Origin of the sequence: Tunturiibacter gelidiferens, assembly GCF_013410115.1 — a bacterium.
In the GTDB taxonomy this organism is placed as follows: Bacteria; Acidobacteriota; Terriglobia; order Terriglobales; family Acidobacteriaceae; genus Edaphobacter; species Edaphobacter gelidiferens.
This window is the reverse complement of record NZ_JACCCV010000001.1, coordinates 128,751-143,548: the sequence shown is the minus strand read 5'-3', so window position 1 is coordinate 143,548 and position 14,798 is coordinate 128,751. Positions and strand designations below refer to the sequence as shown.

The window sequence follows — 14,798 nt, the reverse complement described above, 5'->3', positions numbered from 1 at the left end:
GCGGACCAAAATCTTCCAATTTGTAACCTATTATGACCTAAATTCATTGTTGGCCACCCTTCCCACTAGCCGAAGTGGAATCTGCTCCAGGCGGTGGGAGAATCGGTGGCCGCGCCGTACCCTGAGCCTGACGCTGGGTTTCAATCTCGCTGACCAGCATGGCCGGGGCGACGGCGCTGACGGGAATACTGCCCGACTCGGCTCCGCAGATGCCGTTGAAGATGTCCTGCTTGTCGTTGGTGGCGAGGATGCGGTTCAGTGCGGCCTGCGGTGTGCCCACAATGCTGACGCCGCGAACGAGTTCATCGGGGCGCCCATCGACGTAGACGCGGTAGACAACCAGCGGAATCACCTGAAAGGCTTGCGGCGACCGCCGGGTGGTAACGGCAAAACCCGAAGAGATGTCTTCAAAGTAGAGACCGTAGGCTTTGCCTTGCTTCTTCGCCTCAGCCCTCAACATCTCGCGCAATTCGGTATCGCTGACAGTCTTCGAGGAAGTGACGATGAGGTTTCCCTGACGGCCGGTAGGCATGTGGCCTGCCTCAGCGCGACCGTGTCCGTTCGAGGTGGAGAAGCTGGCAATAGGAAGGCGCGACATTAGAAAGGTGTCGAGAACGCCATCTTTGATGAGGTCCACACGACGCGCCTGCTGACCTTCGTCGTCGTAGCTATAGTGGCCGCTGAGCGGCATGCCGTGAAAGTCGGCAAGCGTCGGATCGTCGGACACGCTAAGAAACGGCGGAAGAATCTGTTTGCCAAGCAGCTTGGTGAAGGTCTGTCCTTCGTCGTCCCCACGTTGGCGCTGTCCTTCGAGCCGGTGTCCAAGGACCTCGTGAAAGAAGACGGCAGATGCGCGGCCGCTCAGGATTGCAGGACCGTTGAACGGTTCGGTAACGGGCGCCTCGCGCAAGGCTTCGAGATTTTTGGCCATGGCGACGGTCTTGTCGATCAGCGTCTTCTGATCGGGCAGATGCGCAACTTCGTCGGCTTCGAAGGTCTCGGCACGGAAGAGATCCATACCGTCGGCGGCGCGTGTCCGCGCGACGATGACCAGGCGCGCCACCTGGTTTGGTGTAGCGACCTTAGCGCCTTCCGAGGAGACGAAGTAGTCCGTCTCGGTAGATGCCTCAAGCGCAACATTGTTATAGAAGACGTCGGAATACTGTCGGAAGAGTCCGGAGAGTTCACGCAGACGGATCTGCCATGCTGCAGCGTCGACGACCAGCGCTGGCGAAGGTGGAAGAATCGCCGAAGCTGGCTTCTCGCTCGAAAAATCGGCGGAGCCGTCCTCTTCTTTTGCGCGGACCTGCTGCTCCGTCTTCACCTTCAGGTAGCCGTCGAGCGCCTTTCCGTAGCCACGATTGGTTGCGAACCAGAGCGTGCGAGCGATAGCGTCGCTGTCGTTCGCGAGCGGCAAAGGGATGGTTGTAAGTGCGCTATTCCGGTGATCGCCGTGTGTATTGTCTTCAGCGGCGGTCCCAAGGCGAACCTGTACGTCGGCTACGCGGCGGCGGTTTTCGTGAGAGCCGGTGATGGCGCCAAACTGCGCGGAGAGGCTCATGCTGTCACTGTCGGAGACTGCGTAGCTGAGGAAATACGGCTTCGGCTGCTGAGTCGCGTCCGTCGCATTGTTGCCCAGCGAGCTCATCGCGCGATGCAACTCTGCCTCCATCGTGTCGATCAACACCAACGCCGGCGCAGGTTCGGGATTTCTGTTCTCCGCTGCAGCGCTGTAACCAACAGAGGATATTGCCACAACTGCCAGACCGGCAAAACCAACGCCGGCCACTGCCATTCTTTGTCTCTTCATGGAAAAGGGAACTCGTTTCGCCTGCGAAATACGCCTGTTGCCGAGTGTATCGGAAGTGCCGCTGCAGCGCGTAATCCCTTGCAACTCGCGCAGCATCGGCAGTTTGCCGCAGACGACTGAGGGTTGGACGAAGCGGCGCGAATTTCGTCGACAGGCCGCTTACCTGGCGCCGTGGCGCCGGACGCTCAGCCACACGGTCAACACCAGGAACTGGGTAAGCAGGAGAGACTCCGCCAGTCCGAAGCTAGCGTGCCTGCCATTGTGAAGCGTGATAGCGATCAGCATTCCCAGAGTGATGATCATTCCCAGGAACACCGCACTCTGGCCGTAATGAGTAGCGGTAAGCGATGTTGGGCGACGAGCCGGGAGCTGTCGAGCAACGCGCGCTGCAAAGTCGGCAGGGACGTCGATCCTGGGAGCGGTTTCGAGAGCATGGAGAACGAGCCGGTCCATCTCATCGTCTGCGTTTCTGTTTGCGGCCTGGAGGTTCATCGATTCGTCTGACACGCCGTTCTCCTTTCCTTCGTTTGACGTTGCTGCATGGCTTCGCGTAACTTTTTGCGTCCACGGTGAAGGTGGGTCCGTACCGTGCCGATCGGCATCCCCAACGCGTAGGAGATCTGCTCGTAGCTGCGTTCTTCCTGATGATAGAGGATCAGAATTGTTCGCTCAATATGGCTGAGAAGCTGGAGCTGTTCTTCGACAGCTTGGTGGAACTCGCGTTCCTCCATCTGCTGTTCAGCGTTCCGGTCCGGATGAGGGAGCCGCTCCTCCCACGCCGAGCTTTCGTCCGAGAGAGAGACGTGGGAACGGTCGTTGCGACGGCGCCGCTTCCACTCATCTTGGGCAACATTCACGGCGATCCGGTAAAGATAGGTGGTAATCAGGGCTTCGCCACGAAAGCTGGGCAGCGCGCGGTAAAGACGGAGAAACACGTCCTGGGCAAGATCATCGATGTGCTCGCGGCTACCCGTCAGGCGCAGCAGGGTGCGGAAGACCATGGCCTGATGGTCGCGTACCAGCTGCTCGAAGGTGAGATCGATGTCCAAGCGAGGTTAGACAATAGACTGCTCCGAAAGTTTCATTCAGGCGAGTGAAACTTTGCAGGTGCATGCCGGTCTAACGCGGGCAGAAAGAGGAGGTAGTCTATGGATTTTATGATGAGTCCGTTTATTGTGCCCGTGGCAGGTTGCGCCGTTGGTGCCATCGCCATCGTCTCAGGCATCTGGTTTGAGGCTCAGCAGCGCCGAAACAAAGCAGAACAACGCATGGCCATGATTGCGCGTGGCATTCCCATCGCCGAGATCGAGAAGCTGTTAGGTAGTGGCGACGAGGAGAAACGCGTTAGAGACCCGCTGCGCAGTCTCGGCAACGCACGCCGTACAGGAATCGTTCTGGTCTCGGTGGGACTAGGACTTATGCTCTTCTTCCTCACCCTTAGCGTTATTCTCCGCGAGCGTGATGTCTTGACCGGAGCCGCCGTCGGCATCATTCCGTTGGCTATCGGCATAGGTTTTTTCATCGACTACAACCTGCAGAAGCGCGAGCTATCGCGCTTCGGGTTGGAGATCGGTGCCGACTCACCGGGAATTGGATCCGATCGGTAGGCTTCGAGCCTGTCGTTCCTCTTTGCGCTGCGTAGGCGATTCATGCACACTGACTTCATCAGGACAGGAGTCAATGATTGATGAATGTACGTGTAGCGTTGCTTCTGTTGACCAGTTTTTTTGCAGTCGCGATCCCTTCCGCGAAAGCCCTGGAAACGACTCCCACAGAGGCACAAGCTCTGAGAGCGGCTGAGCAGAATCAAACGGCTTATACGCTGCCTCCGGAGAAGCTCAAATTAGCGAAGGAGTTGTTCCGCAGTCGCACTGCGCTCCATTTCGTGGGCGAGGCGTGGGGAATCCTACAACTCGTTCTACTGTTGGCGATGGGTGTGCCGGCGCGCTTGCGTGACCTCGCCGAGAGATTGACGGAGAGCCGATGGGGACAATGCTTCGTGTTCGTCTTTCTCTTCCTGCTTCTGACTGCGCTGTTGAACGTGCCTCTGCGGCTCTATGGACACCATGTCTCGCTCGAGTACGGACTCTCAGTGCAGCGTTGGGGGAGCTGGTTCGCGGATCTCGGTAAAAGCTTCCTGCTCGAATGGCTCGTCGCCGGCCTGTTGGTGATGGTGCTTTTCTGGGTCATCCGGAAGTCGCCGAAGCACTGGTGGTTCTGGTTCTGGATCCCGACCATGGCCGCAGTGTTGTTCGGCGTCTTTCTCTCACCGATTCTCGTTGACCCGCTTTTCAATAAATTCGAGCCATTACAACAACACGATCCAGCGTTGGTAACGCAATTGGAAAAGGTGGTGGCCCGCAGTGGCGTAACTCTACCGCCCGACAGAATGTTTTACATGCGTGCGAGCAGCAAGGTGACAAGCATGAATGCCTACGTTACCGGCTTCGGACCCTCGAAGCGTCTGGTGCTCTGGGACACGACGATCGCGGCAGCGACTCCCGATGAACTTGCCGGTGTCTTCGGGCACGAACTTGGCCACTATGCGCTGCATCACATCGTGCAGGGGCTGCTGTTCAGCGCGGTGTTCCTGCTGGTCGGGTTTTTCGTGGGACAGCGAATGACGTGGTGGCTGCTCGCAAGGTACGGGGCACGCTGGCAAATCCGTTCGCAGAACGACTGGGCCTGCTTGGCGGTGCTCGCGCTCGTTCTGAATGTGCTGAACTTCTTCGCGGAGCCAATCGAAAACAGCTTCAGCCGCTCGATCGAACATGCTGCCGATGTATATGGTCAGGAGGCAATCCATGGCATCGTCGCCGACCCGCAAACCACCACACAGCAAGGGTTCCAGAAACTTGGCGAGAACTCGCTCGACGACCCCACGCCGCATCCCCTTATCGATTTTTGGTCTGATGGCCACCCATCAACCGCGAGCCGCGCCGCCTTCGCACTAGCCTATAACCCCTGGACAGCAGGGCAGCATCCAAAGTACTTTCAACCATAATGAAGATACCGCCGAGTAATCTCGCATCTTCCGAGTGCCTGTTCTGCAAGATCGTCGCCGGAGACATTCCGGCGAACCGCGTCTACGAGGACGAGTTCTGCATCGGTTTCCCCGACATCAATCCGCAGGCCCCAACGCATCTGTTGATCATCCCGAAGCAGCACATCGCTTCCATCGCGAAAGCAGAGGCAGAACACGCCGCGCTGTTAGGTTCCTTGATGTCTGCAGCGGTCGAGATTGCGCGCCGAGAGAAGTTGAGCAAAGGCTACCGAATCGTCGTCAACACCGGCGATGATGGCGGCCAAACCGTGAACCACCTGCATCTTCATCTGCTGGGCGGCAGACACATGAACTGGCCACCGGGCTAGCCGGGTGGCCTTGAACACTCTCCTCCGACCAACGGGAGGACCGCACCCTCCCCCAACCCCGACCGGTATACAAGTCACGAAGTGACCGCCCTCCGCGTAGGAGGCCCGTCCGGCAGGACGCATGGATCTTACTGGTTGAAGTTCGGCTCTTCTTCCTCTTCCATGCCATAGCGTCGCAGCAAGTTGGGCAGATTCTGTGAGAACGCCGCACGCGGCATTACGGTATCGCAACCCGCTTCAACAGCCTTCGCCTTCAGATCTCCCTGTAGATGCGACAGGAAGCCGATGATGGAGGTGCTGCGCTTCAGCTTGGTCTTCAACTTGGGAATCAGCGTCAGAGGCTTGGCGTTTGCATTGTTGAGGTCGAAGACGATCAGGCCAGGCCGGTCTTCCTCTTCGCCACCGACCAGCGACGCAATCGCCTCCTTGTCGTTCTTGACGAAGGCGACCTTGACCCCGAGCTTACGCGCCGTCTCAGAGATCTTGGCGATGAAGAACAGATCTTCTATGAAGAAGAAGATCTTCGTCGGCGCATCTTCCGCAATCGGAATGGCGCGGCCCTGCGAGTAGTCGATGGGCTGAGAGTCGCTCTGGTAGCTGCGTCCGCCGCCATGGCCGTTGCTGCGACCCTGGTAGTTGCCGTTGTGCGAATCCATCGTGGAGGGCGGAGTGTCGGCGAAGTTGCCGTTCACAGCGCGATAGCTATGGTCCATGGGGCCCACAAAGCTGCGCGGACCGCGCTGCTGTTGCTTGCCGCCGCCGCCTTTGCGTTTGAATCCGCCGCTGTTGTTGCCGGGCTGATGCGTATCGCGATCGCGATAGCCGCCGCCATTGCTGCTGAACCCGCCGCCGTTGCTGCCGCTGGCGACGTTGCCCGGATTCTCCGGGGAGCGTTGACGGTCACGATCGCGGAACTTCTTCTTCCAGCGCTTGCCGCTGGAGGAGCCGCTCTGCTGCTGGCCGGCGTTTGCTTGAAACCCTTGGCCGCCCTGCGGTTGAAAGGTCTGAGGAGCCGCCGAGCCCTGAATGGAGCCGACGGGTTGACCCGCGCTCTGCTCGCCGGACTGCGTGCCCTGCGCACCGTCTGACCCTTTACTCTTCCGCTTGCGGCGGCGACGGCGGCTGCTTTTGGACTGACCCATGCCGTGCGGGACGTTCTGCCCCGCAAATTGTGCCTCCCCATCCTGTTGGACGGGTGACATTGTCGAACCCTGGTGAGAATCTACCTCGGGTACATTCTGCTCTGAAGTCATGCTTCCACTTCCTATTGCTTTAGATCGCAATTAGCGTTCTTTCCCACGCAAACGGCCTCTCCTTCCCCGTGAGACTCACGGAGGAGGAACCAAACCGGTTTTGCAGCGTCGGATGAAACGGTCTCAAGTTTTACTCGAACGGACGTCTTCTATTGGTATTTGGCTGCAATCACACCGGCCAATCCGCCGGTTACGCACAGCCTGGAGCGCCAGACAACGGCGAACCTGATTTTCACCCTCTACCTGTTTGCGACAGAGTCCGACAAATCCGGTCTACTGTAATCCTGTGTCTTTGGCCGCCAAACCTACGCAATTGGTAGCTTTCTGGTGGCCACACAGCGATCGGCACCCACAGCCGGTTCACAAGGCAACTCCTAGGGTACGCCCAAAGAAGCCACTTGGCAAGAGCTCTCTTCTACGACTTTCTGGGGACGATCCCTGTTTTGAAACCAGAAGGACCGCTTCGCGGAAGCGGCCCTTCCATCTCAATGGCCAGTCACTGGCCTCCTGAAATCTTCCGATGAAGGAAGCAGACCTCCGGGCTTACGGCCTACACCATCCGTTGGGTGTAGATTCTGCGAGCTGGGGGCAAGTATCTGGCACACGTCGGATCGAGCCAACGTGTTGCCTTCCACGAAGAAGCAATTCGCTCGCCAAAAGGGGAGTCAGCCATTCACTGGCAATCTCGACGAGAAGCTGCCAAGCCTTATTCGGAAGATTTGAAAAACAGTATATCGCCTCAAGCATGTTCCATCTTTCTGTAGAGTGCCCTCGAATCACCTCGATTGACCCTGCTCAGGCTGGACCCTATAATCTATGTGTTCCGGCAGCCCTCTCGTTTTGCTGCCGATTTGCCCTCACGGAAGTCGGTTCAATCGAGGCAAAAGATGGGCGTGCTCTGTCTCAAGGGTGCGTTGATCGAGTGGATGGAGGGAACGGCCCAGACGGCACGCGACCGTGAGCCCGAAGCCGTACAAGGTTTGATCAATCCCTGAAGGAGTACCACACACCGCATGAATCGTACCTTTGCTTTTGCTACCGCTCTCGCTGCGGGAATGCTATCCGCTGCCGGAGTGGCCCAGACCGCTGGCACGCCGGCCACCCCCTCAGCAGCTCCCACCCAGGCAGCCCCCGCTCCAGTAGCGCCACACGCGGTCCCCGCGAAGATTGCAACCATCGAGTTCGAGCAGGTCGCCGCTGCAACCAACGAAGGACAACGCGCGCTTCAGACCTTGCAGAAGAAGTACGAACCCAAGGGTACTGAGCTGCAGGCCAAAGCGCAGGAGATCGACACCCTCAAGAAGCAGCTGCAGAGCGCTCCGGCGACGATGACCGAGTCCGAACGCGCCGCGAAGCTGCGTGCCATCGACACCAAAGAAAAGCAGCTCCAGCGCGATGGCGAAGATGCACAGCAGGCCGTCACCGGTGAGCAGCAGCAGGCCATCGCTGTGGTTGCGAAAAAACTCGCGCCAGTCGTCAAGAAATATGTGGAGGACAACGGCTACACCATGCTCCTCGATATCACCGGCCAACAGGGCGGTTCGATGAGCGTGCTCTGGACCAGCGAAGGTACAGATATCTCGCGCGCAGTTCTCGATGCGTACAACGCGTCTTCGGGAGTCGCACCTCCAGTGCCTTCCGCACCTTCCCCAACGGCTCGTCCGCACGCCTCCGCGACTCCGAAGCCTGCGCTGCCGAAGCAGTAACGCGAACGTGACAAACTCGGCTACGGAGAGTTGGCTGGTCGCAAGCTAACCTCCGTAGACTTCGAAAAAAACGATGCCGCCTGGTGATCCGAATCAGTTCAGATATTTTGTAACAAGCTATCGACGATCGAACAGATCGAAATTTTGAAGGAGTACCACAGACCGCATGAATCGCACCCTTGTTCTTATCTCCGCGCTTGGCGCCGGATTGATGACCACAGCCGGAGTCTCCCAGACCGCTGCAGCTCCAGCTCCTGCTACCGCCGCACCTGCTGCCGTTGAGCCTCAGGCCATTCCCGCAAAGATCGCGCTCGTTGCCTTTGAACAGGCGGTCTTTGCTACTAACGAAGGCCAACGTGCCGTCCAGCAGATTCAGGACAAGTACAAGCCAAAGAAGGATCAGATCGACACCCTCTCGAAGGAGGTCGATTCGCTCAAGGCCCAGCTGCAGAGTGCTCCCGCAACTCTCTCCGATGAAGAGCGCGCTACACGCCTGCGCAACATCGACACCAAAGAGAAGGAGCTGAACCGCAACGCCGAAGATGCCCAGACTGCCTACAACGCGGATCTGCAGGAAGCCTACGGCAAGGTTGCTGCGAAGGTCTCGGTCACCCTGAAGGACTACGTGAGCAAGAACGGCTACACCCTGCTGCTCGATGTCAGCGGACAGCAGAGCAACGTGATGTGGGCCAACCAGAGCACGGATGTGACACAGGCCATTGTGACCGCGTACAACACCTCGTCCGGTGTCGCGGCGCCACCCCCAGCTGGACCGTCTTCCCCGGCCGCCACGACAGCTCGCCCGCGTCCAACAACTACGCCGAAGCCTGCTGCACCGAAGCAATAGTTCAAAATCAACGGTATGAAGCAGCGAGGAGAGATTTAATAGACATTCTCTCCTCGCTGCATCGTGCTTGTTTTCAGGACTAAGCACAGGACCCCTGTGGAAAAACCTGTGGATTGCGGAAACCAAAGTATAGGGGAAGATTGGCGAATCTCAGCTTCTACCAACCTGGCTACTTCCACAGTTCCTCGCTAAGTGCATAGAAATCAGCATATTGAGAGGCCTCCGCCAGAGTTACGAGACTCAAAGGTGGGTAACTCTCGGCAACTAACGCTGTTTCAAGGGTTTCCACAGATCGACGTTACGACCAGGTTACAAATTCCCGCATCTAATGCTGCTGGGTGCCGGAATCTCCCTGCAAAGTTCAGCGATTAATCGTATTTAGACAAGAAGTTGCGTCGAAAATCGAAGCCGTTTGAAACCTGTAGCAGGTCAGGTTACTCCTCGCCAACCTTGAGGACAGCAAGGAAAGCCTCCTGCGGAATGTCGACCTTGCCAATCCGTTTCATTCGCTTCTTTCCTTCTTTTTGCTTCTCGAGAAGTTTACGTTTCCGGCTGATGTCCCCACCGTAACATTTGGCAATAACGTTTTTCCGGATTGCCGTGACGGTCTCACGAGCGATGACTTTCGAACCGATCGCGGCCTGAATGGCGACCTCGAACATCTGTCTCGGAATCAGTTCGCGCATCTTCGATACGAGCGCCCGGCCTCGCTGCTGCGCAAAGTCTTTGTGGATGATGATCGACAGCGCATCCACGGGATCGCCGCCAATAAGAATATCCATCTTCACCATCGGCGAAACCCACATCCCGGCAAGCTGGTAGTCAAGCGAGGCGTACCCACGCGAGACGGTCTTCAGACGATCGTAAAAATCCAGCACGATCTCATTCAACGGAAGCTCATACGTAATCAGAACCCGCGTGTCCGAGACGTACTCCATGTTCTGCTGCCGTCCGCGCTTCTCTTCGACGAGCTTTAGAATGCCGCCAACGTACTCTTCGTTCGTCAGAATCTTCGCAACGATCACAGGCTCTTCGATCTGTTCGATCTCGGTGGTCTCCGGCCAACGCGAGGGGTTATCCACCTCGCGCACGCTCCCGTCGGTCATCGTGATCTTGTAGCGCACGCCCGGTGCAGTAGTAATCAGGTCGAGATCGTACTCGCGCTCCAGACGCTCTTGAATGATCTCTAGGTGCAGCAGCCCAAGGAATCCGCAGCGAAACCCAAACCCAAGCGCGACAGAAGACTCAGGCTCAAACGAAAACGAAGCATCGTTGAGCCGAAGCTTTTCGAGCGCGTCGCGTAGCATCGCATGCTCATGCGAATCAACGGTGTAAAGCCCTGCGAACACCATGCTCTTGATGTCTTCGAAGCCCGGGAGCGCTTCTGCGCAGGGATTTTCCACCGAAGTAATGGTGTCGCCGACTTTCGTATCCGCAACATTCTTGATCGTAGCGACAAAGAAACCAACCTCGCCTGCACTCAGCTCCGCAAGCTCCACCGGCTTCGGCGTCATCACTCCCATGCTCTCCACATCGAACATCTTTCCGTTCGACATCACCTTAATCTTCATGCCCTTGCGCAGCCTGCCGTTGATGATGCGCGCCAGAACAATTACGCCTCTGTAGGCATCGAACCAGCTATCGAAGATCAACGCCTGCAGCGGCGCCTCGGGATCGCCCTGCGGTGGCGGAAGCAGGGTCACAACAGCTTCAAGGATGCTGGCAACATTCAAGCCCGTCTTCGCGCTGACGGCAATGGCATCATCCGCAGGCAGCCCAACGGACTTCTCAATCATCTCCTTCGTGCGCTCAATATCAGCACTTGGAAGATCGATCTTATTGATGATCGGAATAATCTCGAGCCCGTTCGAGATCGCAAGATAGGCATTAGCCAGCGTCTGCGCCTCGACGCCCTGCGACGCGTCCACCACCAGCAGCGCCCCTTCGCACGATGCCAGCGAGCGCGACACCTCATAAGAAAAATCGACATGTCCCGGTGTATCGATCAGGTTCAGCTGATACGTATCACCATCGTGCGCCTTGTACATCATGCGGACGGTGTGCGCTTTGATCGTGATGCCGCGCTCGCGCTCCAGATCCATGGCGTCCAGCACCTGGGCCTGCATTTCGCGCGAGGTCAGCGAGCCGGTCAGCTCCAGAAGCCGGTCGGAAAGGGTGGACTTGCCATGGTCGATATGCGCGATGATCGCGAAGTTGCGGATGTGACTTGGATCCATTTGTAGCTGGGTAGCCTCAGTATCCATCTTAACACCCATGCGTTTCTAAGAGCGGGACCGGCAACTTACGGTAATGGTCAGACAGGGTTGATCTCTAACGACTTGCAGGCACAGGGCAATCTAGTTCGACGGCACTCTGAAATCGGCCAATTCAGAAGATCAAACTTTGCATCGCGGCGTTGGCCGCAACATCAAACGGGCATAGATTCACGTCCGGTCCTTGCTAAGGAGGACACTATGGCGACTCAACTCCCTTCGATCGACGCGCTAGAAGCACTTCCCAGGCGCATTCATTCATCCTGTGATTTCGTACAGGCCTTGATGAAGTTGCAGCGGGCCGCGCAACTTATTACCTCCAGCCTCGATCTGGATGTGTTGTTCGATCGGGTCGTAAACGATATCGCCGGTGCGATCGGCTGCGTAGAGGTCTCCGTCTGGCTGCGCGACCCGGGCACCGATGAGATGGTGCTTCATGGTGTTCGAGGTTGCCCCACATACAAGAAGGGCGACCGCATGAAAATTGGCGTCCGCGGCATGATCGGCCACGTCGCTGCAACGGGTGTGACGCGCTACGCCCACGACGTGACGATCGATCCTTACTACATCGCGTGTGAGTTGGACACCCGGTCAGAGGTTACCGTTCCGCTTCTGCTTGACGGGAAGGTCATTGGAGTCCTGTGCGTGGATCACAAGGAGACCAACGCCTTCTCTGAGGACCAGATCTCCGTGATGGAGGCGTTGGCTGGGCACATCGCGGTGGCCATCGAAAACGCCCGGCTGTTCCGCAATGAGCGCCACGAACGCGAGCTCATGCAACGCGAAGCAGACGACGCCCGCGTCGTCCAGCAATCGCTCTTCGTCAAGGCTGTCCCCCTGGTCTGTGGCTTTGCATTTGAAACCGCGTGGAATCCGGCCGGAGCCGTCGCTGGCGATTGGTTTGACCTGATCGACCTCGGCGACGATCGCTGCGGAATCGTACTCGGCGACGTCTCCGGCAAGGGCATGCCTGCGGCCCTGTTGATGTCCGCAACACGCGCCATCCTGCGCACGCTGGTCAAGCTCGACCCCTCGCCCGGAAGCACGCTCATGCGGCTGAATCAAATCCTGATGGATGACTTTCCGATGGGCAAATTTGTCACCATGATCTACGGTGTGCTCGATGCGCGATCCCGTGAGATCACGATTGCCAGCGCCGGACATCTGCGTCCGCTCCTCATCAACGGCCAGTGCTCCTTCCTCGACATCGACACCGGCATGCCGCTTGGACTCGGTGCGACAACCTATCCCGAATACAAAGTAACCCTCAAGCCAGGCACTCAGCTCCTCTTCTACACCGATGGAATTACCGAGGCCATGAACCGCAGCGACGAAGAGTTCGGGGCCGGACGGCTTGTCGAACACTTTCTGCGGCCCTTAGCCTGCGTCGATGGACTCATCGAAGAAGTGAGCAGATTCAGCCATGGATCGAACCACATCGATGACGCAACCGCGGTCCTGATTCGAAGTCGATAACCCGAATGAAACGCCGATTTGAAGTCGGCAGCACGTCGTCTCACGCTGCTTTCGGAACGCGCCTCTCATCCGCACAAGATGCTATTCCATCAGCGCCGGCGAATTTGCTTCTTGCACCCCTTACAATGAAAAGCGAAGATGGTGCGGATGACTTTAAGCGATTCGGTGCGAACGGTAGCACTCGTGGTGGCGTGTGTGCCGCTTGTACTGCTGACGGGCTGTCCTCAGGATCAGTCCGCCTCGCCTGGCAAAACCTCTGCGCAGACAACCGCTCCAGCGATAACGCAAGCCTCAAGCACAACCGCATCTCAGTCCGGGCAGGCCGCTTCGTCCACAGAGCAGTCAGTCGACAGCTCGGCTCGAGCCTTCAAGGTGCAGCAGCTGATCAACTCTGCCGAGGCCGCCTATCGCAGCGGCGTAGACAACTATCGCGCGGGCCGTCTCGACGCAGCGCGGCTGGACTTTGACTCTGCGGTCGACCTCATGCTCACCAGCGGTATGGATCTGAAGGCCGACCCGCAACTAGCCGATGAATTCGATCATCTCTTGAACGCGGTCAACTCGCTCGAGATGGCAGCCTTGAAGCAGGGCAACGGGTTCTCACCAAAGATCGAGGAGGCTCCACTCGACACAGCCGAAGATCTTACCTTCCCCGCAAACCCGGAGCTGACTGCAAAGCTGAAGGCTGAACTGCAGATCTCCTCCGACCTGCCCCTCGTCATTAACGACCAGGTCGCCGGCTACATCGGATACTTTGCGAACTCACCCTCCTTCCACGCCCATATGCTTCGCAGCATGGAGCGCGCTGGCAAATACAAGACTATGATTCAGAGCGCGCTGACCGCGCAGGGCGTCCCGCAGGACCTCATCTATCTCGCCGTGGCTGAGTCGGGCTTTCAGCCTCAGGTGCTCAACGCGAAGTCGGGCGCAGGCGGCATGTGGCAGTTCATGCCGACCGGCGCCTACGGCCTGGCTCGCAACGGCTACTTCGATGAGCGCTTCGATCCCGAGAAGTCTTCGATAGCCTACGCGCGCTACATGAAGACCCTCTACAACCAGTTCGGTGACTGGTATCTCGCGATGGCCGCCTACGACTGGGGCCCGGGCAACGTGCAGCGCGCCGTGCAGCGAACCGGCTACGCGGACTTCTGGGAGCTCTACCGCCGCAACGCGCTGCCAAAGGAGACTCGCGACTACGTCCCGAAGATCCTCGCCGCCGTCATCATGGCGAAGAACCCCGAGAAGTACGGCCTCGACAAGATGGTGCCCGACGAACCTGTCGTCTCCGACACCGTGTCCGTCGACTACGCGATCGATCTCCGTCTCGTAGCCGACGTCACCAACTCCTCCCTGCCCGAGATCGTGGCCCTCAATCCCAGTCTCCTGCGCATGACGACGCCGGGCGACATGCCGTTCGATCTGCACATTCCCATCGGCACGCATGACGTCTTCACGGAGCGCCTCAAGGAGATTCCCCAGGACAAACGCAGCACCTGGCGCTTTCACGTAGTCCGTTCCGGTGAGTCGCTCGACGGCATCGTCACCTCTCTGCATGCCCATATGAGCGATGTCGTCGCCGCGAACGGTCTCTCTGCGAACGACGGTGTCGATACAGGAGACGAACTCGTCATCCCCGTTACCGCCGCTGCAAGCACGCGGCCGCAGCGATACACCGTACATCACGGCGACACGCTGGTCACCGTCTCCGATCGATTCGGCGTCTCGGTGGAAGAGTTGCGGCGATGGAACCATCTCTCTTCGAGCGCGGTGCGGCCCGGTGCCTCCCTCGCTGTCGCGGAGCCGGTTAAGCTCGCACCCGGCACCCACGTACACGGCAGAGGTTCTCGAAAGAGGAGTGGCTCGCGTACAGTTTCAACCAGTGTTCATCAGGGTTCTGCGCATCCCTCCAGCGGGCGCGCAGCCTCGAAGGCAAGCGGATCGTCAACGACTAGTAAGCCCGCAGGTAAGAAGAGTTCACATGCAGCGAAGCCGAGCTCAGGCACCAAAACGAAAAAGAAAGCTACACGATAAGCTTCCTCGTGAAAAAGATTGCTTGCCTTC

12 protein-coding genes are annotated in these 14,798 nt (G+C 58.2%); 7 read left to right on the top strand and 5 right to left on the bottom strand.

Annotated elements, in window-relative coordinates; all coding sequences use genetic code 11:
- Positions 1-43: 43 nt before the first annotated feature.
- From HDF12_RS00580 to HDF12_RS00570, 3 genes are all read right to left on the bottom strand, one after another.
- Positions 44-1,795 (bottom strand): metallopeptidase TldD-related protein, encoded by a 1,752-nt coding sequence (locus tag HDF12_RS00580; RefSeq protein WP_257025282.1) that lies wholly within the window; start codon positions 1,793-1,795, stop codon positions 44-46.
- A gap of 174 nt (positions 1,796-1,969) precedes the next feature.
- Positions 1,970-2,317 carry a hypothetical protein gene (locus HDF12_RS00575; RefSeq protein WP_179580375.1) on the bottom strand — a complete coding sequence of 116 codons (348 nt, stop codon included), beginning with the start codon at positions 2,315-2,317 and terminating at the stop codon, positions 1,970-1,972.
- Positions 2,299-2,859: an RNA polymerase sigma factor gene (locus HDF12_RS00570; protein ID WP_179580373.1), complete on the bottom strand. Its 561-nt coding sequence runs from the start codon at positions 2,857-2,859 to the stop codon at positions 2,299-2,301. Before HDF12_RS00570 ends, HDF12_RS00575 begins: the two co-directional genes overlap by 19 nt.
- A gap of 99 nt (positions 2,860-2,958) precedes the next feature.
- Here HDF12_RS00570 and HDF12_RS00565 point away from each other — a divergent pair, with 99 nt between their 5' ends.
- From HDF12_RS00565 to HDF12_RS00555, 3 genes are all read left to right on the top strand, one after another.
- Positions 2,959-3,417 (top strand): DUF6249 domain-containing protein, encoded by a 459-nt coding sequence (locus tag HDF12_RS00565; protein ID WP_179580371.1) that lies wholly within the window; start codon positions 2,959-2,961, stop codon positions 3,415-3,417.
- Between the two features lie 80 nt (positions 3,418-3,497).
- Positions 3,498-4,814, top strand: a complete 1,317-nt coding sequence (locus HDF12_RS00560; protein WP_257025281.1) for a M48 family metallopeptidase — start codon at positions 3,498-3,500, stop codon at positions 4,812-4,814.
- Positions 4,814-5,182, top strand: coding sequence for a histidine triad nucleotide-binding protein (locus HDF12_RS00555; RefSeq protein ID WP_179580367.1), 369 nt, complete (start codon positions 4,814-4,816; stop codon positions 5,180-5,182). Before HDF12_RS00560 ends, HDF12_RS00555 begins: the two co-directional genes overlap by 1 nt.
- A gap of 128 nt (positions 5,183-5,310) precedes the next feature.
- Here HDF12_RS00555 and HDF12_RS00550 read toward each other — a convergent pair whose 3' ends face one another.
- Complete coding sequence (locus HDF12_RS00550; protein ID WP_179580365.1) at positions 5,311-6,435, bottom strand: response regulator; 1,125 nt, start codon at positions 6,433-6,435, stop codon at positions 5,311-5,313.
- A gap of 1,013 nt (positions 6,436-7,448) precedes the next feature.
- Here HDF12_RS00550 and HDF12_RS00545 point away from each other — a divergent pair.
- Both HDF12_RS00545 and HDF12_RS00540 read left to right on the top strand, forming a co-directional pair.
- Positions 7,449-8,141, top strand: coding sequence for an OmpH/Skp family outer membrane protein (locus tag HDF12_RS00545; protein ID WP_179580363.1), 693 nt, complete (start codon positions 7,449-7,451; stop codon positions 8,139-8,141).
- A 166-nt stretch (positions 8,142-8,307) separates the two neighbouring features.
- On the top strand, positions 8,308-8,988 hold the full coding sequence (locus tag HDF12_RS00540) for an OmpH/Skp family outer membrane protein (protein ID WP_179580361.1): 681 nt from the start codon (positions 8,308-8,310) through the stop codon (positions 8,986-8,988).
- A gap of 434 nt (positions 8,989-9,422) precedes the next feature.
- Here the strand turns inward: HDF12_RS00540 and lepA are convergent, their stop codons facing one another.
- Complete coding sequence (gene lepA / locus HDF12_RS00535; protein ID WP_179580359.1) at positions 9,423-11,225, bottom strand: translation elongation factor 4; 1,803 nt, start codon at positions 11,223-11,225, stop codon at positions 9,423-9,425.
- 237 nt (positions 11,226-11,462) lie between these two features.
- Here lepA and HDF12_RS00530 point away from each other — a divergent pair, with 237 nt between their 5' ends.
- Entirely contained in the window at positions 11,463-12,737 is a 1,275-nt protein-coding gene (locus HDF12_RS00530; RefSeq protein ID WP_179580357.1) for a PP2C family protein-serine/threonine phosphatase, read from the top strand.
- A gap of 147 nt (positions 12,738-12,884) precedes the next feature.
- Positions 12,885-14,768, top strand: coding sequence for a transglycosylase SLT domain-containing protein (locus HDF12_RS00525; RefSeq protein ID WP_179580355.1), 1,884 nt, complete (start codon positions 12,885-12,887; stop codon positions 14,766-14,768).
- The last annotated feature ends 30 nt before the right edge of the window (positions 14,769-14,798 follow it).